General features: G+C 75.5%; 20 protein-coding genes. 9 read left to right on the top strand and 11 right to left on the bottom strand.

Features of this window, described 5'->3' with window-relative positions; translation table 11 throughout:
• Window positions 1-268: 268 nt before the first annotated feature.
• The 8 genes from proC to QC029_RS19515 all read right to left on the bottom strand — a co-directional run bounded on the left by proC (window position 269) and on the right by QC029_RS19515 (window position 8189).
• Window positions 269-1081 carry a pyrroline-5-carboxylate reductase gene (gene proC, locus QC029_RS19550; RefSeq protein ID WP_279557007.1) on the bottom strand — a complete coding sequence of 271 codons (813 nt, stop codon included), beginning with the start codon at window positions 1079-1081 and terminating at the stop codon, window positions 269-271.
• Window positions 1082-1370: 289 nt separating this feature from the next.
• Window positions 1371-2108 (bottom strand): ABC transporter permease, encoded by a 738-nt coding sequence (locus QC029_RS19545; RefSeq protein ID WP_279557006.1) that lies wholly within the window; start codon window positions 2106-2108, stop codon window positions 1371-1373.
• Complete coding sequence (locus QC029_RS19540; protein ID WP_279557005.1) at window positions 2105-2860, bottom strand: ABC transporter ATP-binding protein; 756 nt, start codon at window positions 2858-2860, stop codon at window positions 2105-2107. The genes QC029_RS19545 and QC029_RS19540 overlap by 4 nt, the downstream gene beginning before the upstream one ends.
• A 214-nt stretch (window positions 2861-3074) precedes the next feature.
• On the bottom strand, window positions 3075-3581 hold the full coding sequence (locus QC029_RS19535) for a hypothetical protein (RefSeq protein WP_279557004.1): 507 nt from the start codon (window positions 3579-3581) through the stop codon (window positions 3075-3077).
• A gap of 69 nt (window positions 3582-3650) precedes the next feature.
• Window positions 3651-5489, bottom strand: a complete 1839-nt coding sequence (gene ilvD, locus QC029_RS19530) for a dihydroxy-acid dehydratase (protein ID WP_279557003.1) — start codon at window positions 5487-5489, stop codon at window positions 3651-3653.
• A 130-nt stretch (window positions 5490-5619) separates the two neighbouring features.
• Complete coding sequence (locus tag QC029_RS19525) at window positions 5620-6351, bottom strand: TetR family transcriptional regulator (protein ID WP_279557002.1); 732 nt, start codon at window positions 6349-6351, stop codon at window positions 5620-5622.
• Window positions 6348-7172 (bottom strand): sugar phosphate isomerase/epimerase, encoded by an 825-nt coding sequence (locus QC029_RS19520; RefSeq protein WP_279557001.1) that lies wholly within the window; start codon window positions 7170-7172, stop codon window positions 6348-6350. The genes QC029_RS19525 and QC029_RS19520 overlap by 4 nt, the downstream gene beginning before the upstream one ends.
• Before the next feature lie 75 nt (window positions 7173-7247).
• Window positions 7248-8189, bottom strand: coding sequence for a Ppx/GppA phosphatase family protein (locus tag QC029_RS19515; protein ID WP_279557000.1), 942 nt, complete (start codon window positions 8187-8189; stop codon window positions 7248-7250).
• Between the two features lie 84 nt (window positions 8190-8273).
• Between QC029_RS19515 and QC029_RS19510 the strand changes: the two genes are divergently transcribed.
• Window positions 8274-9179: a hypothetical protein gene (locus tag QC029_RS19510; protein WP_279557011.1), complete on the top strand. Its 906-nt coding sequence runs from the start codon at window positions 8274-8276 to the stop codon at window positions 9177-9179.
• Here the strand turns inward: QC029_RS19510 and QC029_RS19505 are convergent.
• Complete coding sequence (locus tag QC029_RS19505) at window positions 9176-10807, bottom strand: sigma-70 family RNA polymerase sigma factor (protein WP_279557010.1); 1632 nt, start codon at window positions 10805-10807, stop codon at window positions 9176-9178. The two genes, QC029_RS19510 and QC029_RS19505, sit on opposite strands and share 4 nt — an antisense overlap.
• 259 nt (window positions 10808-11066) lie before the next feature.
• Between QC029_RS19505 and radA the strand changes: the two genes are divergently transcribed.
• Both radA and disA read left to right on the top strand, forming a co-directional pair.
• Complete coding sequence (gene radA / locus QC029_RS19500; RefSeq protein WP_279556999.1) at window positions 11067-12509, top strand: DNA repair protein RadA; 1443 nt, start codon at window positions 11067-11069, stop codon at window positions 12507-12509.
• 102 nt (window positions 12510-12611) lie between these two features.
• The gene (disA, locus tag QC029_RS19495) at window positions 12612-13670 is read left to right on the top strand and encodes a DNA integrity scanning diadenylate cyclase DisA (protein ID WP_279557009.1); all 1059 of its coding nucleotides are present in this window, start codon (window positions 12612-12614) and stop codon (window positions 13668-13670) included.
• A 96-nt stretch (window positions 13671-13766) separates the two neighbouring features.
• Here the strand turns inward: disA and QC029_RS19490 are convergent, their stop codons facing one another.
• Window positions 13767-14594, bottom strand: coding sequence for a hypothetical protein (locus tag QC029_RS19490; RefSeq protein WP_336621603.1), 828 nt, complete (start codon window positions 14592-14594; stop codon window positions 13767-13769).
• A 227-nt stretch (window positions 14595-14821) separates the two neighbouring features.
• On the opposite strand from QC029_RS19490, the gene QC029_RS19485 reads away from it, so the two are divergent.
• The 6 genes from QC029_RS19485 to cseC all read left to right on the top strand — a co-directional run bounded on the left by QC029_RS19485 (window position 14822) and on the right by cseC (window position 20370).
• A complete protein-coding gene (locus QC029_RS19485; RefSeq protein WP_279556997.1) occupies window positions 14822-15463 on the top strand; it encodes a phosphatase PAP2 family protein in 642 nt (213 codons plus the stop codon).
• Window positions 15464-15613: 150 nt separating this feature from the next.
• Entirely contained in the window at window positions 15614-16576 is a 963-nt protein-coding gene (locus QC029_RS19480) for an A/G-specific adenine glycosylase (protein WP_279556996.1), read from the top strand.
• Window positions 16577-16855: 279 nt separating this feature from the next.
• Window positions 16856-17515: a SigE family RNA polymerase sigma factor gene (locus QC029_RS19475; RefSeq protein WP_279556995.1), complete on the top strand. Its 660-nt coding sequence runs from the start codon at window positions 16856-16858 to the stop codon at window positions 17513-17515.
• On the top strand, window positions 17503-18276 hold the full coding sequence (locus QC029_RS19470) for an LppP/LprE family lipoprotein (protein WP_279556994.1): 774 nt from the start codon (window positions 17503-17505) through the stop codon (window positions 18274-18276). The genes QC029_RS19475 and QC029_RS19470 overlap by 13 nt, the downstream gene beginning before the upstream one ends.
• Window positions 18276-19001: a two-component system response regulator CseB gene (gene cseB / locus QC029_RS19465; protein WP_279556993.1), complete on the top strand. Its 726-nt coding sequence runs from the start codon at window positions 18276-18278 to the stop codon at window positions 18999-19001. The genes QC029_RS19470 and cseB overlap by 1 nt, the downstream gene beginning before the upstream one ends.
• Window positions 18922-20370 carry a two-component system sensor histidine kinase CseC gene (gene cseC / locus QC029_RS19460; protein ID WP_279556992.1) on the top strand — a complete coding sequence of 483 codons (1449 nt, stop codon included), beginning with the start codon at window positions 18922-18924 and terminating at the stop codon, window positions 20368-20370. Before cseB ends, cseC begins: the two co-directional genes overlap by 80 nt.
• 22 nt (window positions 20371-20392) lie before the next feature.
• Here the strand turns inward: cseC and QC029_RS19455 are convergent, their stop codons facing one another.
• Window positions 20393-20842, bottom strand: coding sequence for a VOC family protein (locus QC029_RS19455; RefSeq protein ID WP_279556991.1), 450 nt, complete (start codon window positions 20840-20842; stop codon window positions 20393-20395).
• Window positions 20843-20882 lie beyond the last annotated feature (40 nt).

The following is a 20882-nucleotide window of genomic DNA, read 5'->3' as shown; positions in this document are numbered from 1 at the left end:
TTTTCGGTATCCGATCCCCGGCCGGCGGGGTCCTGCCCTTTTCCTCCGCGCCGTTTCCGGCGCTTCCACCACCGTAGCGGATTTCCCTCCCGGCTCCTAATCGAGCCACCCGGATCGGAATTACGGCACGCCGGAATTCATCCCCGGAAGGGATTCACACTGAGTGAGTGGTCGTCGCCGGAGGCGACAGAAGGGCTGCCCGACATCGAAGTGATCCCGTGACAGCTCGGAGAACATTACACGACGGGAAGCCGTGCATCAAACAGCCCTAGCCGTTGCCGCCGGAGGCCAGCTCGCGGCTGCGGTCGCGGGCCGCCTCCAGGGCCGCGATCAGTGCGGCGCGGACGCCGTGCCTCTCCAGCTCGCGGATGGCGCTGATCGTGGTGCCCGCCGGGGAGGTGACCGCCTCGCGGAGCTTGACCGGGTGCTCGCCGCTGTCCCGGAGCATCACCGAGGCGCCGATGGCGGCCTGGACGATCAGGTCGTGCGCCTTGTCCCGGGGGAGGCCGAGCAGGATGCCCGCGTCGGTCATGGCTTCCACCAGGTAGTAGAAGTACGCCGGGCCCGAGCCGGAGAGCGCCGTGGCGGCGTCCTGCTGGGACTCCGGGACGCGCAGCGTCTTGCCGACCGGCTGGAAGATCTCCTCGGTGCGGACGAGGTGGGCCTCGGTGGCGTGCGTGCCGGCGGAGATGACGGACATGCCCTCGTCCACCAGCACCGGGGTGTTGGGCATGACCCGGACGACCGGGGCGTTCTCGGCGAGGCGCGCCTCGATGAAGGTCGTCGGGATGCCGGCCGCGGCGCTGACGACCAGGCGGTCGGCGGGGACGTGGGGCGCCAGCTCGTCGAGGAGGGCCGCCATGTCCTGCGGCTTGACCGCCAGGATGAGGGTGTCGGCGGTCTTGGCGGCCTCGGCGTTCGTGACCGCGGTGACGCCGTGGCGGGTGCGCAGTTCCCGGGCGCGTTCCGGGCGGCGGGTGGTGACCAGGAGGTCGGACGGCGACCAGCCGGCGCGGATCATGCCCGACAGCAGGGCCTCGCCGATCTTGCCGGCTCCGAGGACGGCGATCTTCTGGGTCATGGGACGGCTCACCTTGTCCGGGTCCAGTGCGTGCGGTGCTGCGCCGCCATCCTCGCACTCGGAGCGGCGGGGCCGCCGAACCGTCCATCTGGCGGTCGCACCTCCGCCTCCGGGTACAGGCGGACGACCGGGTTCGGGTTGACGTTCGGCGGGTTCGCCGGGGCGGACGGCGTCCGGGGCGGAGGCGGGGCGGCTCGGGCGCCTTCCGCACCGCCTTCCACGTGGACGATCCGCGCGCGGTGGCCGTCCGCGCCCGGCGGCCTCCGCACGCGGACGGCCACCGCGGGGGTCAGGGCGTGCGGCGGCGGAGGGTGGCCGCGCCGAGGAGCAGGACGAGGAGGGCGCTGCCAGCGACGACCACGATGTCGCGGACGAGGTCGCCGGTGACGTCGGGACTGCGCAGGACCTCGTTCATGCCGTCCACCGCGTACGACAGGGGCAGGACGTTCGAGACGGCCTCCAGGACGGGCTGCATGGTGTCGCGCGGGGCGAGCAGGCCGCAGAGCAGGAGCTGCGGGAGGATCAGGGCGGGCATGAACTGGACGGCCTGGAACTCGGTGGCGGCGAAGGCGGAGACGAACAGGCCCAGCGCCGTGCCGAGCAGGGCGTCGAGCAGGGCGATGAGCAGCAGCAGCCAGGGCGAGCCCGCGAAGTCCAGGTCCAGGAACCAGATCGTCACGCCGGTGGCCAGGGCGGCCTGGGCGACGGCCAGCAGTCCGAAGGCCAGGGCGTAGCCCAGGACCAGGTCCGTCCTGCCCAGCGGCATGGACAGCAGGCGCTCCAGCGTGCCCGAGGTGCGTTCGCGCAGGGTGGCGATGGAGGTGACCAGGAACATCGTGATCATCGGGAAGACGCCGAGCAGCGAGGCGCCGATGCGGTCGAAGAGTCCGGGGTCGTCGACGTAGACGTAGTGGAGCAGGACGATCAGCAGCACGGGGACGAGCAGCAGCAGCGCGATCGTGCGGGGGTCGTGGCCGAGCTGGCGCAGTACGCGGCGGGCGGTGGCCAGGGTGCGCAGGGCGTTCATCGGGCCTCCTCCTCCCGGGCGGTCCCGACCAGGTGCAGGAAGGCGTCCTCGACGGTTCCGGCGCGGGTGCGGGCGCGCAGGGCGCCGGGGGTGTCGTCGGCGAGGAGGCGGCCGGCGCGCATCAGCAGCAGGCGCTCGCAGCGGTCGGCCTCGTCCATGACGTGGGACGAGACGAGCAGGGTGGTGCCGCGCTCGCGGGCGAGGCGGTGGAAGAGGTCCCACAGGTCGCGGCGGAGGACGGGGTCGAGGCCGACGGTGGGCTCGTCGAGGACGAGCAGTTCGGGGGAGCCGAGCAGGGCGACGGCCAGGGAGACCCGGGAGAGCTGCCCGCCGGAGAGGTTCCCGGCGAGGACGTCGGCGTGGGAGGTGAGGTCGACGTCGGCCAGGGCGCGTTCGACCCGGTCGCGGTGGTCGGCGCGGGGCAGGCCCAGGACGGCGGCGAAGTACTCCAGGTTCTGCCGGGCGGTCAGGTCGGTGTAGACGGAGGCGGTCTGGGTGACGTATCCGACGCGGGAGCGCAGCGGCGCGGCCCCGGCCGGGCGGCCGAGCACGTCGAGGGTGCCGGTGACCTTCGCCTGGGTGCCGACGACGGCGCGCATCAGCGTGGACTTGCCGCAGCCGCTGGGGCCCAGCAGGCCGGTGACGGTGGAGCGGGGGACCTCGAAGGAGAGGTCGTCGATGACGGTGCGGCCACCGCGGACGACGGTGAGGCCGTCGGCTCGGATGGCCGGTGCCGCAGTGGAATTCATCATGTGTTGAATAATGCTCCCGGGCCGCCGGGGCCGTCAAGCGCGGAGCGGGCCGGGCATGCGAAAGCCCCCGTCCGGGGGCGGACGGGGGCGGACGAGGGCGGACGGGGGTGTGGCCGGGAGTGCCGGGGCGTCGAGAGCGCTGTCGGGGGTGCTACCGGGGGCGCCTGTCGCAGGAGGGGCGCGCGGTGCTCTCACACGCCCCGGTTCACCACCGTCAGCGCTTGCGCCCGGGGCGGCCGGAACCGCGCCGGGCGGCGGGGTTGCCGCGGCGGGCGGCGCGGGCGGCGTCGCGGCGCTCGTACCGCGCCACGGCACGGTCGTACCCGGCGCGCAGCCGCTTCTCGCCGGGCGCCTCGACCAGGCTGCGGGCGGCGTAGGCGAGCAGGACGCCGAGGAAGCCGACGATCTTGATCGGGCGCATCGCCGCGTCGTCGGAGCGGACGTCGTCCGGATCGCGGGTGTAGTCGGTGAAGGTGCGGCTGAAGGCCATGGAGCTGGACAGGCCCAGGACGACCACGAGCAGGACGCCGACCACGCCGCCGTCCCCGAAGGTGCTCCCCTCGTACACCAGCCGCAGCACGTACGCGCCGCCGGCGGCGAGCAGCAGCGCCCCGAGCCCGAGCCCGGCCCGGCGCAGGCGGTAGCCACCGGAGTGGTCCACCCAGGTGGTGCCGTAGAACCGGATCGGCTCGGGCTCGGGGCGCTCCCGCTTCTCGCTCATGGTGTCGATTATGCGGGTATGCGGGTCCCCGGAGGCGTTCCGCCGGGGGCCCGGAGGACCCGGAGAGGGTCAGCCGAGCTTGGTGACGTCCCGCACCGCGCCCTTGTCGGCGCTGGTGGCCATGGCCGCGTACGCGCGCAGCGCGGTGGAGACCTTGCGTTCGCGCGCCACCGGGGCGTACCGGCCGCCGAGCGCCTCGCGGCGGGCGGCGAGGGTGGCCTCGTCCACCTTCAGCTCGATGGTGCGGCCGGGGATGTCGATGCTGATCAGGTCGCCGTCCTCGACCAGGGCGATGGTGCCGCCCGCGGCCGCCTCCGGGGAGACGTGGCCGATGGACAGGCCCGAGGTGCCGCCGGAGAAGCGGCCGTCGGTGATCAGCGCGCACTTGGCGCCCAGGCCGCGGCCCTTGAGGAACGAGGTCGGGTAGAGCATCTCCTGCATGCCCGGACCGCCCTTGGGGCCCTCGTAGCGGATGACGACGACGTCGCCCTCCTTGACCCGCTTGCCGAGGATCTTCTCGACGGCCTCCTCCTGCGACTCGCAGACCACGGCCGGACCGGTGAAGGTCAGGACGGACTCGTCGACGCCCGCGGTCTTCACCACGCAGCCGTCGACGGCGACGTTGCCGTGGAGGACGGCCAGGCCGCCGTCCCTGGAGTAGGCGTGCGCCACGTCGCGGATGCAGCCCCCGGCGGCGTCGGTGTCCAGGGACTCCCAGCGCTCGGACTGCGAGAAGGCGCTGGCGGAGCGGACGCAGCCGGGAGCGGCGTGGAACAGCTCGACGGCCTCGGGGGACGGGGAGCCGCCGCGGATGTCCCAGGTCTTGAGCCACTCGGCCAGGGAGTCGGAGTGGACGGTGTGGACGTCCTCGTTGAGCAGGCCCGCGCGGTACAGCTCGCCCAGGATGGCGGGGATGCCGCCGGCCCGGTGGACGTCCTCCATGTAGTACGAGCCGTTGGGCGCGACCTTGGACAGGCACGGCACACGGCGCGAGATGGCGTCGATGTCGGGCAGCGTGAAGTCCAGCTCGGCCTCCTGCGCGGCGGCGAGCAGGTGCAGGATCGTGTTGGTGGAGCCGCCCATGGCGATGTCGAGGGCCATGGCGTTCTCGAAGGCGGCCCGGGAGCCGACGGCGCGCGGCAGGACGGTGGCGTCGTCCTGCTCGTAGTGGCGCTTGGTGATCTCCACGACGGTGCGGCCGGCGGCCTCGTACAGCGCCCGGCGGGCGGTGTGGGTGGCCAGGACCGAGCCGTTGCCGGGGAGGGAGAGGCCGATGGCCTCGGTGAGGCAGTTCATCGAGTTGGCGGTGAACATGCCCGAGCAGGAGCCGCAGGTGGGGCAGGCGTTCTCCTCGATGAGGGCCATGTCCTCGTCGGAGACGGCGTCGTTGGCCGAGTCGGCGATCGCGCTGATCAGGTCGAGCTTGCGGACCGTGCCGTCGACGAGGGTGGCGCGGCCGGACTCCATCGGGCCGCCGGAGACGAAGACGGTCGGGATGTTCAGGCGCATCGCGGCCATCAGCATGCCCGGCGTGATCTTGTCGCAGTTGGAGATGCAGATCAGGGCGTCGGCGCAGTGGGCCTCGACCATGTACTCCACGGAGTCCGCGATCAGGTCGCGGGAGGGCAGGGAGTAGAGCATGCCGCCGTGGCCCATGGCGATGCCGTCGTCCACGGCGATGGAGTTGAACTCGCGGGGGACGCCGCCCGCCTCCTTGATCGCCTCGCTGACGATCCGGCCGACCGGCTGGAGGTGGGTGTGCCCGGGCACGAACTCGGTGAAGCTGTTGGCCACCGCGACGATCGGCTTGCCGAAGTCCTCGCGCGCTACGCCGGCGGCCCGCAGGAGGGCGCGGGCACCCGCCATGTTGCGGCCGTGGGTGACGGTGCGGGACCTCAGCTGGGGCATGGTGCTCCACTCCTTCGTGAACCGTGGAATGACCGTGGGCACGGTCTTCGGGCCATGGCTGTCGAGCGTACGCCTCCCGCTCAAGATCTGGACGAAAAGTCCGGATCGTAAGACATGGGGGGTGGTGGGATCACACCCCGCGCGGGTGACCGCCGGCCGGTCCGGGGGCTCCGGGGGCTTCAGGAGCTTCGGGGGCTCCGGCCGGGCCGGTCAGATGGTGCTGGACGACCGGCGCGAGGCGGGCGGCCAGCTCCTCGGGGTCCGCGGAGGCCAGCGGCTCGACACCGACGACGTACCGCAGGATCGCCGTGCCCACCAGCTGCGCGGCGGCCAGCTCCACCCGCAGCTCCCGGTCCGGGGCGTCCAGGCCCTGGGCCACCCGGGCCATGAGCTGCCGCGTCACCATGCCGCGGAGGATCCGGGCGGCGGTCTCGTTGTTGAGTGCCGAGCGGACGACGGCCAGCAGGGGCGCGCGGGTGGCCGGGTCCTCCCAGACGCCCAGGAAGAAGCGGACGAGCTGCCGGCCGAGGTCGCCGAGGTCCCCGGGGCCGCGCGGGGCCAGGTTGTCCAGGCCCTCGCCGACGGGGGCGAAGGAGACCTCGACGGCGGCCCCGAAGACCTGCTCCTTGGTGCCGAAGTAGTGGTGGACCAGTGCCGGGTCCACCTCGGCGCCGCGGGCGATGGAGCGGATGGACGCCTTGTCGTAGCCGCGCTCGGCGAACTCCGCGCGGGCCGAGGCCAGGATGCGGTCGCGCGCCGCCTCCCCGGCCGCGGCGCGGTCGGCCGACGTGGGGCGGCCGCGGCGGCGCGCCGGGCGCGCCCCGCTCCCCGCGGACCGGGCGCCGGCCTCCCGTCCGCTCACGGCCCGGCCGTCCGGTGCGCGGGGACCAGGTGGAGGCGGGTGAAGGCCAGGGCCTCGGCGAGGTCGGCCTCGCGCTCGGCCGACGACATCGCGCGGCGGGTGTTGACCTCGACCACCACGTGCCCGTCGAAACCGCTCGCCGCCAGGCGCGCCAGCACCTCGGCGCAGGGCTGGCCGCCGCGCCCGGGGACGAGGTGCTCGTCCTTGCCGGAGCCGTTGCCGTCGGCGATGTGGACGTGCGCCAGGCGGTCGCCCATGCGGTCCACCATCGCCAGGGTGTCGTTGCGGGCGGTGGCGGTGTGGGAGAGGTCGAGGGTGAAGTGGCGGTAGTCGTCCTCGGTCGGGTCCCAGGCGGGGGCGTACGCGAGCATCTCGCGGTCGCGGTAGCGCCAGGGGTACATGTTCTCGACGGCGAAGCGGACGTCGGTCTCGTCCGCCATCCGCCACACGCCGCGGACGAACTCCCGGGCGTAGGCGCGCTGCCAGCGGAACGGCGGATGCACCACGACCGTGCTCGCGCCCAGCTTCTCGGCGGCCTCGCGGGAGCGCTGGAGCTTGGTCCAGGGGTCCTTGGACCACACGCGCTGGGTGATCAGCAGGCAGGGGGCGTGGACGGCCAGGACGGGGACGCCGTGGAAGTCGGAGAGCCTGCGCAGGGCCTCGATGTCCTGGCTGACCGGGTCGGTCCACACCATGACCTCCACCCCGTCGTAGCCGAGGCGCGCGGCGATCTCGAAGGCCGTCGCCGTGGTCTCCGGGTAGACGGAGGCCGTGGAGAGGGCGACCTTCGGCGCCGGGAGGGACAGCTCTGGATCGACCACGCAGAACAGCCTACGGCGCGCGGGACGGCAGTACGGGGGCCGTGGGGCGGCGTGCGGGGCGGGGTGTGGGGAAGGTCACGGCGCCCCGTTGCCGGAGAGGGCGTCCAGCCGGCGCAGGATGACGCCCTCGCGCAGCGCCCAGGGGCAGATCTCCAGCCGGTCCACGCCGAAGAGGTCCATGGCGCCCTCCGCGACCAGCGCGCCCGCCAGCAGCTGCCGGGCCCGGCCCTCGGAGACGCCCGGGAGGGCGGCGCGCTCGGCGGTGGGCATGGCGGCGAGTTTGGGCACCCACTCCTCCAGCGACGCGCGGGCCAGCTCGCGCTGCGCGTAGGGGCCGTCGGCGGAGCGGGGGGCGCCGGCCAGCCTGGCGAGCTGCTTGAAGGTCTTGGAGGTGGCGACCACGTGGTCGGGGGCGCTCAGCCGGCTGAAGTCGCCGACGACCCGGGCGATCCCGTGCCGCACGTGGCGGCGCAGCGCGCGGACGTCGGCGGGGTCGGGCGGATCGCCGGGCAGCCAGGAGTTGGTGAGGCGGCCCGCGCCCAGCGGCAGCGAGGCGGCGGCGTCGGGCTGCTCGTCGATGCCGTACGCGATCTCCAGCGAGCCGCCGCCGATGTCCAGGACCAGCAGCCGTCCGGCCGACCAGCCGAACCAGCGGCGGGCGGCCAGGAAGGTCAGCCGCGCCTCGTCCTCGCCGGAGAGCACCTTCAGCTCCACGCCCGTGACGGCCGCCACCCGCTCCAGCACGTGGTCGGCGTTGGCGGCGTCCCGTACGGCGGAGGTGGCGAACGGCAGCAGGTCCTCCACGCCCTTGTCCTCGGCGACGACCAGCGCCTCCTGGACGGTGGCGGCGAGCCTCTCGACGCCCGTGGGGCTTATGGCCCCCTCGTCGTCGAGGAGTTCGGCCAGGCGCAGCTCCGCCTTGTGGGAGTAGGCGGGCAGGGGGCGGGCACCGCGATGCGCGTCCACCACCAGGAGGTGAACGGTGTTGGAACCCACGTCGAGGACACCGAGTCTCATGGGGAGCCACGCTACTGCGGCCGGGCGGTGACCTGGAGCCGGGTCCGCGGTGCATACCCTGGGGACGTGGCGAAGACGAAGACGGTGAAGCCGGACAAAGGCCGGAACACGGGCGGGGCGCAGCGGCGGGCCGCGGGTGAGGAGGTCGGGCTCGACCACGCCCGGGCGTGGGTGGAGTTCCCGGACCCGGCGGACGACGAGCAGGTGTTCCGCTGCGACCTGACCTGGCTGACCTCCCGCTGGGGGTGCGTCTTCGGCCAGGGGTGCCAGGGCATCCGCGAGGGGCGCGCCAGCGACGGCTGCTGCACGCTGGGCGCGCATTTCTCCGACGAGGACGACGAGAAGCGCGTGGCGGCGCACGCGGCGCGGCTCACGCCCGAGAACTGGCAGTTCCACGCGGAGGGCACCTCCGGGCGCGGCTGGGCCGAGGTGAACGAGGACGGCGAGCGGCAGACGCGGCTGCACCAGGGCGCGTGCATCTTCCTCAACCGCCCCGGCTTCCCCGGCGGCATGGGGTGCGCGCTGCACACGATGGCGCTGGAGGAGGGCCGCGAGCCGCTGGAGACCAAGCCGGACGTGTGCTGGCAGCTGCCGATCCGGCGGACGTTCGAGTGGGTGGAGCTGCCGGACGGCGAGCAGCGGCTGTACGTGTCGATCGGCGAGTACGACCGCCGCGGCTGGGGGCCGGGCGGCCACGACCTGCACTGGTGGTGCACGGGCGCGCCGTCGGCGCACGGGGCGGGCGAGCCGGTGTACGTCTCGTACCGGCCGGAGCTGACGGAGCTGATGGGCCCGGCCGGGTACGCGCGGCTGGCCGAGCTGTGCGAGGAGCGGCTGGCGGCGGGGCTGCCGCTGCTGGCCCCGCACCCGGCGGACGGGCCCGCCGCCGCGGCCGGTTCCGCGCCCCCGGCCGGTTCCGCGGAGCCGGGACACGCGGAGCCGGCGCACACGGTGCCCGGCCGCACCGACCGGCCCGGCCGCACCGACTAGTCCGGCTGCCCGGACGGGGACGGCTCGGGCTCCTGCGGCGGCGTGCTCGACGGCTCGGGGGACGGCTCGGGGGCGGGCGGCTCGGACGGCCGCGGCTCGACGGGCGCGGGGGGCTCGGACGGCCGCGGCTCGGACGGCGCCGGGGCGCCGCCGTGCCCGTGGAGCGTGATCACCGCCTTCGCCGGGGTGACGGTGATCCGCGCGGTCCACGCGCCCGCCGGCTCCCGCGTCCGGTCCACGGCGACGGTGACCGTGGCCGACTCGCCGGGCCGCAGCGTCCCGTGGGCGCGGTCCAGCCGCAGCCAGGGGGCGTCCACCGAGGCCGTCCAGTCGACCGGGGCGCCGCCGGAGGCGGCGAGGGTGACGAGGGTGACGTCCCCGTACGGCCGGGCCTCGACCGTCAGGCGGCCCGGCCCCGTACGGGCGTCCCCGCGCGGCGGTCCGCTCGCGTCCGCGCCCCGCGCGCGGCCCGTGCCGGAGGGCGGGGCGCCCCGCCCGGCCGAGGCGTCCGCGCCGCCCACGTCGACGCGCACGCCGGGCCCGTCGCGGGAGGTGTCGGTGCTCCCGGCCCGGCCCTCGTCGCCGTAGGGCCCGCTCCGCTCCCCGTACTCGGACGCCGAGACGGGGGCGCCGCCGGGTCCGCCGTCCGCCAGCGGCGCGCCGCGGTACGCCGCCCACAGCGCCAGCACCGGCGCGGCGACGACGGTGGCGACGACCGTGGTGGTCACCGCGCGGCTGCGCAGCCGGTCGAAGCGCTCGGCGCGGTCCCGGGTGGCGACGGGGAAGCCGCGCCGGTCGAAGCGCGGGGTGTGCTGGGCCCGCGCGCGCTGCGCGGCGAGCATCGCGGCGTGCACGTCCGCGCGCGGGGCGGGCAGCACGGTGAGCGCGCCGACGTCCGCGGGGGCCGTGCCCGGCCACGGGCCGCCCGCCAGGACCCGCTCGGCGGTGCGGCGGCACTCGGGGCACTCGTCCACGTGCCGCACCAGCTCGCGGCGGAGCGCGCTGCCCAGCAGCACCTCCCGGTCGCCGGCGAGCCGGGCGACGGCCGGGCAGCCGCCCCGGTCGACGACGGCGAGCGCGGTGCGGGTGCGCTCCACCTCGCAGGCGGCGCTGGACAGCAGCAGCTCGGTGCCGTCGTGGTCCGTGCCGAGCACGGCGGCGACCTCGTGGACCGGCAGGTGGTGGCGGACGGCCAGCTCCAGTGCCTCGCGCTGCTCGGGGCCGGTGCCCGCGGCCTCGGGCCAGGCCAGCGCGGCCAGCTCGCGGCGGCGCGCGGCGGCCAGGGCGCCGGGGACCTCCGGGGGCTCGGGGCGGGCGCCCCGCCGCTCGGCCAGGCGCCGCAGGCAGGACCAGCGGGCCAGCGCGTACAGCCAGGGCCGGTGCAGCGCCGTGTCGGCGGGGGTGCGTCCGCGGCGGCGCTGCCGCTCGGCGACGGCCAGGGCCTCGCCGAGGACGGAGACGGCCGCCTCGTGCTCGCACATGACGGACAGGCAGTACGTGAACAGCCCGTCCAGGTGGTCCCGGTACGGGTCGACGTGCACCGGCGGCCGCGCCGCGGCGCGGTGCGTGCCACGGTGCGCCCGGTGTACGCCGGTGGTGTGCGTGGGGTGCTCGCGCCGAGTGCTCATCACCCAGCCGACCGTAGGCGGAAGGCCGGGCATCACTGGTGATGCTTGCGCGGGTTTAACCCTTACGGGTGACGATCTGCGGTAAAACGCACAAACGCTCAGTGGCGGGTGTGCGGAGGGTGTGTGAGGGCGCACGGAACGGATCCGCCCCGGCGGCTCCCCCGCCGTGTTCCCGGTCGTGCCCCCGCCGTACCCCCGTCGTGCCCCCGCCGCGTCCCGGCGGGACACGGCTGTCAGAGGCTCCGGCTACCGTGAGCGCATGGCTGCCCGCAAGTCGTCCGCCAAGGACCGTCCCGCCTACCGCTGCACCGAGTGCGGCTACACCACCGCCAAGTGGCTCGGCCGCTGCCCGGAGTGCCACGCCTGGGGCACCGTCGAGGAGACCGGCGGCACCCCGGCCGTCCGCACCACCGCGCCCGGCCGGGTCTCGTCCCCCGCGCTGCCCATCGGCCAGGTGAACGGGCAGGTGGCCACCGCGCGCAGCACGGGGGTGCCCGAGCTGGACCGGGTGCTGGGCGGCGGGCTGGTGCCCGGCGCGGTGGTGCTGCTGGCGGGCGAGCCGGGCGTGGGCAAGTCGACGCTCCTGCTGGACGTCGCGGCCAAGGCGGCCGACGCCGACCGGCGCACGCTCTACGTCACCGGCGAGGAGTCGGCCGGGCAGGTGCGGCTGCGGGCGGACCGGATCGGGGCGATAAGCGACCACCTGTACCTGGCCGCCGAGACGGACCTGTCGGCCGTCCTGGGCCATCTGGACGAGGTGAAGCCCGCGCTGCTGGTCCTGGACTCGGTGCAGACGGTCGCCTCGCCCGAGATCGACGGCGCGCCCGGCGGCATGGCCCAGGTGCGGGAGGTGGCCGGCGCGCTGATCCGGGCCTCCAAGGAGCGCGGGATGTCCACGCTGCTGGTGGGCCACGTCACCAAGGACGGCGCCATCGCCGGGCCGCGCCTGCTGGAGCACCTGGTGGACGTGGTGCTCCAGTTCGAGGGCGACCGGCACGCCCGGCTGCGGCTGGTGCGCGGTGTGAAGAACCGCTACGGCGCCACCGACGAGGTCGGCTGCTTCGAGCTGCACGACGAGGGCATCACCGGCCTGGCCGATCCCTCGGGCCTGTTCCTCACCCGCCGGGACGAGCCCGTGCCGGGCACCTGTCTGACCGTCACCCTGGAGGGCCGCCGCCCGCTGGTGGCCGAGGTGCAGTCGCTGACGGTGGACTCCCAGATCCCCTCCCCCCGGCGTACGACGTCCGGGCTGGAGACCTCGCGCGTGTCGATGATGCTGGCCGTGCTGGAGCAGCGGGGCCGGATCAACGCCCTGGGCAAGCGGGACGTCTACACCGCCACGGTCGGCGGGGTGCGGCTGTCGGAGCCCGCCGCCGACCTGGCCATGGCGCTCGCGCTGGCCAGCGCCGCCAGCGACACCCCGCTGCCCAAGAACCTGGTGGCCATCGGGGAGGTGGGCCTGGCGGGCGAGGTCAGGCGGGTGACGGGCGTGCAGCGCAGGCTCGCGGAGGCGGCGCGCCTGGGCTTCACCCACGCCCTGGTCCCCACCGATCCGGGCAGGGTGCCCGCGGGCATGCGGGTGCTGGAGGTCGCGGACATAGGGGAGGCGCTGCGGGTGCTGCCCGCCCGGCCGGCACGCTCCGGCCGCCCCGACGGGTCCGATCGCGACGGGTCCGACCGGAGCGCGCCACACGAGGGCTAGCGCCGCCGGTAGACTTTGCCCTGGTCTCGCCCGTACGTACGCATGACCCGAAGGAGTGCCGTGGCAGCCAACGACCGGGCAGCAACCGGCGCCGACGGCCTGTTGCGCGCCTCACTGAGCGCGGTCGCGCCTGGTACGGCGCTGCGCGACGGCCTGGAGCGCGTCCTGCGGGGGAACACCGGCGGGCTGATCGTCCTGGGCATGGACAAGAGCGTCGAGGCGCTGTGCTCCGGGGGGTTCGTGCTGGACGTGGAGTTCAGCGCGACGCGGCTGCGCGAGCTGTGCAAGCTGGACGGCGCGCTGATCCTCGACAGGGACATCACCAAGATCGTGCGGGCGGGCGTGCAGCTCGTGCCGGACGCCTCGATCCCGACGGAGGAGACGGGCACCCGGCACCGCACCGCGCAGCGGGTGTCGATCCAGACCGGCTTCCCGGTGGTGTCGGTGAGCCAGTCGATGCGGCTGATCGCCCTGTACGTGGACGGCCAGCGGCGCGTGCTGGAGGACTCGGCGGCGATCCTGTCCCGGGCCAACCAGGCGCTGGCGACGCTGGAACGGTACAAGCTGCGCCTGGACGAGGTGGCGGGCACGCTCTCCGCGCTGGAGATCGAGGACCTGGTGACCGTCCGGGACGTCTCCGCGGTCTCGCAGCGCCTGGAGATGGTGCGGCGGATCGCGACGGAGATCGCCGAGTACGTGGTGGAGCTGGGCACGGACGGACGGCTGCTCTCCCTCCAACTCGACGAGCTGATCGCGGGGGTGGAGCCCGAGCGCGAGCTGGTCGCCCGCGACTACGTGCCGGAGCCGACCGCCAAGCGGTCCCGCACCGTCACCGAGGCGCTGGCCGAACTGGACCGGCTGTCCCACACCGAGCTGCTCGAACTGCCCACGGTGGCACGGGCGCTGGGGTACAGCGGCTCGCCGGAGACGCTGGACTCGGCGGTCTCGCCGCGCGGTTACCGCCTGCTGGCGAAGGTGCCGCGGCTGCCGAACACCGTGATCGAGCGGCTGGTCGAGCACTTCGGCGGGCTGCAGAAGCTGCTGGCCGCGAGCGTGGACGACCTGCAGACCGTCGACGGCGTGGGCGAGGCGCGGGCCAGGTCGGTCCGCGAGGGCCTGTCGCGGCTGGCGGAGTCGTCGATCCTGGAGCGGTACGTCTGACGCGTCCGGCCCCCGCGGCCGGCTCCGGTGCGGCCGGCGGGACGGCGGGCCCGATCCCCTGCCGGCCGCGGGCCCGGCCCGCGGCCGGGCCCGGGCTCAGTCCTTGGTGAGGACGAACGAGGTGCGCACCTTCTCCAGCCCCTCCAGTTCGGCCTCGACCAGATAGGTGCCGGCCTTCGCCTCGGCGCCGGGCGTACCGCACCCGGGGGTGCTGTGCCGGCGGTCCCACTCCAGGGTGCGGACGGCCGTACCGCCCGCCGGGACCTTGTAGAGGGCCGAGCGGGCGCCCTTCGGGCAGTGCTCGGACTTCCAGACCTTCTCGTCGCCGTCCTGGGTCTCGATGATGGTGAAGGCCGTGGCGCCGCTGCCGAAGTCGACCTTGCAGGCGCCGCCGCCCTCGTTCCGCACGGTCAGCCGGAAGACGGGCTCCTCACCGGGCGCGTACCGGTTCTCCTCGCTGCGCAGCGTCACCTCGACCGATCCGGGGCGGCAGTCGGGGAGGCCGGAACCGGCCGGCACGGCCTCGGCGCCGCCCGAGACGCCGCCTCCCGATGCACCGCCGGCGCCCGATCCGGAACCCTTCGCACCGCCGGCGCCCTCGCCGTCGGTGTCCCCGTCCCCGGAACCGCCCCCGGAACCGTCGCCGGAACCGTCGCCCGAACCGTCACCGGAGCCCTCCGGGCCGCCTCCGGAACCGCCCGAGCCACCCGAACCGCCCGAGCCACCGGTGCCGCCGCTCGCCTCCTCGCGTCCGCCGGGACGTTCGCTGATCAGGGAGTCGGAGGAGGACGGTCCGGGGGTGATGGTGCCCGGCACCTCGCCGCCGTCCCGTTTCCCGCCCTGGTCGCTCCCGCCGCCGTCGGAGCCCCCGGACCTGACGGCCCACACGGCGAGCAGCGCCAGGCACACCAGGAGCGCAAGCAAGACCGCCCTTCGCCGCCAGTAGATGGAGGAAGGAAGGGGCCCGACCGGATTGCGCAGAGATCCCACGCGCAAACCTTACGAGACATCAAGTGCCCCACACGGCCTTACCCGCCGCACAAGAGGCCAACTTTTATGATGAACGGCCCGGTGGGGCCCGGCGGCCGGAAGGGGCGGCACCCGGCCGTCGCCGTACGTGACCGAGCGGTTCCTTTCCGTACCGTTCACGCATGAGCAGTGATCTTCGAGACGATGCCCGCGACGGGCTCCGGGACGGCTCCCGGGACGCTCTCCCCGGCGACCTCTACCGGGGCGTCACCGACTTCGCGCACGACACCCCCGGCTGGACGCGCGCCCTGGCCGAGTACGGCACCGAGGGCGGGCTGCTGGTCCTCGTCGCGCTGCTGGCGGCGGCGTGCTGGCGGGTCCGGCGCGCCGAGCCGCGGATCCTGGCGCGGGCCCTGCTGGGCGGATCGGCGGTGGTGGTGGCGTACGGCGTCAGCGAGGCCGTCAAGCTGGTCGTGCGGGAGGAGCGGCCGTGCCGGGCCGTGCCGGGTGCCACGGCGCCGATCGCGCCCTGCCCGGAGCCGGGCGACTGGTCCTTCCCCAGCAACCACGCCACCGTCGCCGTCGCCGCGGCGGTGGCCGTCGCGCTGGTCTGGCGGGCGGCGGCCTGGCTGGTGCTGCCGCTGGCGGCGCTGACGGCGTTCTCCCGGGTGTTCGTCGGGGTGCACTATCCGCACGACGTGGCGGCGGGCGCGCTGCTGGGCGCGGCCGTGGTGCTGCTGGTGACGCGGTCGGCCGCGGGACCGGCGGCCGTGCTGGCGGGCCGGGCACGTGCGCGGCTCGGCCGCACCGGGCCGGCCTCGTAGGCGGCGCCGCGCGGAGAGGCGCCCCGGAAGAGGGCGCGGGGGCGCGGGGGCGCGCAGAAGGAGGTACCGCGAGCGGGACGGGTGGTGCTGGCCGCCCATCGGCGCGGGCCGCTTCGCTGCCGCGCCCCGCCGTGTCAGGATCGGAAGGCCATGACTGCGACCACATCCGAGCACAGCGCCACCGGTCTGACCGCGACCGGCCTCCGTACCGCCGAGTCCCCCGCCCCCGCCGACCTCCACGGACCGGTCATCGACTGGTTCGACCAGCACGCCCGCGACCTTCCCTGGCGCCGCCCCGAGGCGGGCGCCTGGGGAGTGATGGTCAGCGAGTTCATGCTCCAGCAGACGCCCGTCAGCCGGGTGCTGCCCGTGTACGAGCAGTGGCTCGCCCGCTGGCCGCGCCCCGCCGACCTGGCCGCCGAACCGCCCGGTGAGGCGGTACGCGCCTGGGGCCGCCTGGGCTACCCGCGCCGCGCCCTGCGGCTGCACGGCGCCGCCGCCGCCATAACGGAACGGCACGGCGGCGACGTGCCCAAGGAGCACGCCCAGCTCCTCGCCCTGCCCGGCGTGGGCGAGTACACGGCGGCCGCCGTGGCCTCCTTCGCCTACGGGCAGCGGCACGCCGTGCTGGACACCAACGTCCGGCGGGTCTTCGCCCGCGCGTTCGGCGGCCGCGAGTTCCCGCCGACCGCCACCACCGCCGCCGAGCGCAGGCTCGCCCGGGCCGTCCTGCCCGAGGAGGACGCGACGGCGGCACGCTGGGCGGCGGCCACCATGGAGCTGGGCGCCCTGGTGTGCACGGCCCGCAAGCCGGACTGCGAGAACTGCCCCGTCATGGACCTGTGCGCCTGGCGCCGGGCCGGCTCACCCGCGCACGACGGTCCGCCGCGCCGCGGCCAGAGCTACGCGGGCACCGACCGCCAGGTGCGCGGCAGGCTGCTGGCCGTGCTGCGCGAGGCGGTGGAGCCGGTGCCGCAGTCCGCCCTGGACGCGGTGTGGGACGAGCCGGTGCAGCGGGCCCGCGCGCTGGACGGGCTGGTCGCGGACGGGCTGGTCGAGCCGCTGGAGGGCGGCGCGTACCGGCTGCCCCAGGGCCGGAGCCCGGGCATGTGAGGCGGGTGCGGCGGCCGTCACCGCCGCACCCCGCCCGGCACCGCCGCACCGCCGACCGTCAGCCCCACCACCGATCACTCGCCGGTCACCCAACGGTCCCCCGCCGCCCGTCATCCGCCGCCCGTCACCGTTCCGGAACGCCGCCTCCGGTCGTTACACAACCGCGGGACAGCCGTGCGGTCCCCGTGCCCCCGCGGCGGGGCGGGCCGCAACACCGCCTCCGTAGCGTCCCGCCCGAACGGCCACGACGGGGAACCACGGGGAACGCGGGAGGCGGGCATGACCACGGCAGCGGCGCCGCAGGCACCTGAGCTGGACTTCGAGGAGTACGTCCGGACGCGGCAGGACGCCCTGCTGCGCAGCGCCCGCCGCCTGGTCTCCGACCCGGCGGACGCCCAGGACCTGCTGCAGACCGCCCTGGCCCGCACGTACGGCCACTGGGACGGCATAGCCGACAAGTCGCTGGCGGACGCCTATCTGCGCCGGGTGATGCTCAACACCCGCACCCAGTGGTGGCGCGCCCGGCGGCTGGAGGAGATCCCCACCGACCTGCCGCCGGACGTGGTCGGCGTGGACGACGGCACCGAGCGGCACGCCGACCGCGCCCTGCTCATCGACATACTGGGGGTGCTGGCCCCCAGGCAGCGCGGTGTGGTCGTCCTGCGCCACTGGGAGCAGCTGAGCACGGAGGAGACGGCCGCGGCGCTGGGCATGTCGGCCGGTACGGTCAAGAGCACCCTGCACCGGGCGCTGGCCCGGCTGCGCGAGGAGCTGGAGGACCGCGCCCGCCGCGAGGACGGCGAGGACGGCAGGGACAGCGGGGGCTGCGAGGACGGCGGGGACGGCGGGGACGGCAGGAACAGCGAGAACAGCGGGGCCCGCCCGGGCGCCGCCGGGGGCGGGGGCCCGGAGAAGGAGGGGGAACGGTGCCGACGGTGACGCCCGGCGCGCGGACGGCGGTGGCCGCGGCCACCGCCGTCGCGCTGCTGACGGCCGCGCTGGCCGGGTGCGACAGCGGCGGCGTACGGATCGAGGCGTCCGGCACGGCCGCCCCCGAGGCCGGCGGCGTCCCCGGCCCCCTGTCCGCGAGCCCTCTCCCCGCGAGCCCGCCGTCCCCCTCCCCCGGCCTGGGGGAGGACCGCGGGCGCGCCGCCGCCACCGGACCCGCGCCGCGCACGCCCGTCCCCTCGGCGCTGCCCACCGAGGCCCGGCCCGTCTACCCGCCGGACGCCGAGGGCGAGCTGGACGTCCTGGGCCTGCTGCGCGAGGACCCCAAGGTCGGGGGGAGCGTCAAGAAGGCCCTGCGGCCGTGCTCGGCCGAGGTGTGGCCGGTGGAGGTGTCGTACGGCCGGCTGACTGGCGGCCACGCGTTCGACGTCCTGGTCAACGTCTCGGACTGCACCGAGGGCATGGGGGTGGGCGCCTACGTCTACCGGCAGAGCACCAACGGGCAGTACGTCGGCGTCTTCGCCGCCGAGGAGCCGCCGGTGCGCGCCGAGGCGGACCGCGACCGGCTGCGGGTGACCCAGCAGGTCTACGCGGACGGCGACCCCGTGTGCTGTCCCTCGGGGCAGGACGTGGTCACCTATGAGTGGCGGGGCGACCGGTTCACGGCGGTGGAGCGCGAGCTCCGGGAGCCGGGCCCCGCGGAGGGGACGGATCGTCCCGCGCCGGAGCCGACGAGGGAGGGGACGGACTGATGGCGGGCGGCACGCACGTGCTCTTCGTGGAGGACGACGACGTCATCCGGGAGGCCACCCAGCTCGCGCTGGAGCGCGACGGCTTCACGGTGACCGCCGTCGCGGACGGGCTGGACGGCCTGGCGGCGTTCCGCTCCCGGCAGCCGGACATCGCGCTGCTGGACGTGATGGTGCCGGGCCTGGACGGGGTGAGCCTGTGCCGCCGCATCCGCGACGACTCGCTGGTCCCGGTGATCATGGTGTCGGCGCGGGCCGACTCCATCGACGTGGTGCTGGGCCTGGAGGCCGGGGCCGACGACTACGTGACCAAGCCGTTCGACGGCGCGGTGCTGGTCGCCCGCATCCGCGCGGTGCTGCGCCGCTTCGACCACGCCCGGGCCCCGGCGGGCGGGCGGGACGGCCGGGGCCGGGGGGATGGCCGGGGGGAGGGCGGTGACGCGGGGACGCTGCGCTTCGGCGACCTGGAGGTCGACACCGACGGGATGGAGGTGCGGCGCGCCGGCGAGCCGGTGCCGCTGACCCCGACGGAGATGCGGCTGCTGCTGGAGTTCTCCGCCGCGCCGGGCACGGTGCTCAGCCGCGACCGGCTGCTGGAACGGGTGTGGGACTACGACTGGGGCGGCGACACCCGGGTCGTGGACGTCCATGTGCAGCGGCTGCGCGGCAAGATCGGCCAGCGGCGGATCGAGACGGTCCGCGGCTTCGGCTACAAGCTCAGGGGCTGACCGCCGGATGGGGCCGCGGATCCGGCGCCCGGGCCCGCGCGCGCCGGGCGGATCGCCGCCGCCGCGGGCGTGCCGGCGCGCGCTCGGGCGCGTACGGCGGTGGTGCCGGCGGTGGCTGCCGCGCACCCGGCCCACCGGACTGCGCTGGAAGCTCAGCGCCGCCATCGCCGCCGTCGGCGCGCTGGTGGCGCTGGCGCTCAGCCTGGTGGTCCACAACGCCGCCCGCGCCTCGATGCTCGACAGCAGCCGGGACGTGCAGGACGAGCGGGTGGTGTCCGCCCAGCGGATCTACGAGTCCATGGGCCGCCTCCCCTTCGGCGCCGAGATCGACGACCCCGCCCTGCCGGCGCCGCTGCGGGAGGCCGCCGCCCGGGGCGAGCGCGCCACGTACGTGGTGGAGGAGCCCGGGCGGGCGCTGGACGTGTGGGCGGCGGCGCCGCTGCCCGACGGCCGGGTGCTCTCCCTGCACACCCGCTTCACCGACCGCTACGCCGTCCTCGCCGACCTCGACCGGGTGCTGGTGTTCGGTTCGGCGGCGGTGGTGCTGGGCGGCACCGTGCTGGGCGTGCTGATCGGGGGGCAGCTCTCCCGCCGGCTGCGCCAGGCGGCCGCGGCGGCGGGCCGGGTCGCCGAGGGCGAGACCCGGGTGCGGGTACGGGACGCGATCGGCGGCCGGGTGCGCGACGAGACCGACGAGCTGGCCCGCGCCGTCGACCGGATGGCCGACGCCCTCCAGCGGCGGCTGGAGGCCGAGCGCCGCGTCACCGCCGACATCGCGCACGAGCTGCGCACCCCGGTGACCGGCCTGGTCACCGCCGCGGAGCTGCTACCGCCCGGCCGCCCCACCGAACTGGTCCGCGACCGGGCCCAGGCGCTGCGCACCCTGGTCGAGGACGTGCTGGAGGTCGCCCGGCTGGACGGCGCCGCCGAGCGCGCCGAGCTGCAGGAGGTGGCGCTGGGCGACTTCGTGGCGCGCCGGGTGCGCGCCCTGGCCCCCGGAGCGCGGCTGGACCTGGTGCGGGACGCCGTGGTGACCACCGATCCGCGCCGTCTGGAGCGGATACTCGGCAACCTCCTCGCCAACGCCGCCCGCCACGGCCGGGCTCCCGTCGAGGTCGTCGTCGACGGCCGCAGGCTGCGGGTGCGCGACCACGGTCCCGGCTTCCCCCCGGCCCTGCTGGCCGAGGGCCCCAGCCGCTTCCGCACCGGCAGCACGGACCGGGCGGGCCGCGGGCACGGGCTGGGCCTGACGATCGCGGTGGGCCAGGCGCGGGTGCTCGGCGCCCGCCTCACCCTCCGCAACGCCGAGCCGGCCGGGGCGGTGGCCGTCCTGTGGCTCCCGGAGTCCCCGCCGGGCTCCTCCTCCTAGCGGGCGCCCCCGGCGGGCGGGATCAGTCGCAGACCTCCGACCACTCCCTGCTCGGGGCCGGCCCGCTCCCGCGGCGCTCGGTCAGCGAGTACCGGTTGCCGGACTCGTCCCGGAAGACCGCCTCGGTGCCGTACGGCCGCTCCTGCGGCTCCTGGAGGAACTCCACGCCGCGGGCCCGCAGCTCCTCGTACGCGGCGCGGCAGTCGTCCGTCCACAGCACGCCCACCCCCAGGACCCCCTTGCCGACCAGCCTGGTCAGCACCTCGGCCGACTCGGGATCGATCCCGGGGCCGTCCGTCCGCACCAGCCTCAGCTCGGTCCCCGGCCGGCCCTTGACCCCGACGGTGATCCAGCGCGCCCCGCCCGTGGTGACGTCGCCGCGCACCTCGAAGCCGAGCTTCTCGGTGAAGAACCTCAGGTCCCGCTCCTGGTCGGTGGACCAGACGGTGGCGGCGGCCAGACCCTTGATCATGGTGTCCTCCCACGGGTGTGGACGTGTGGTTTCACCGTAG

It is taken from the genome of Streptomyces sp. DH37 (genome assembly GCF_029813835.1).
Lineage (GTDB): Bacteria > Actinomycetota > Actinomycetes > Streptomycetales > Streptomycetaceae > Streptomyces.
Note: the sequence above shows the minus strand (reverse complement) of the source record. Positions and strands in the feature narration are given on the sequence as shown.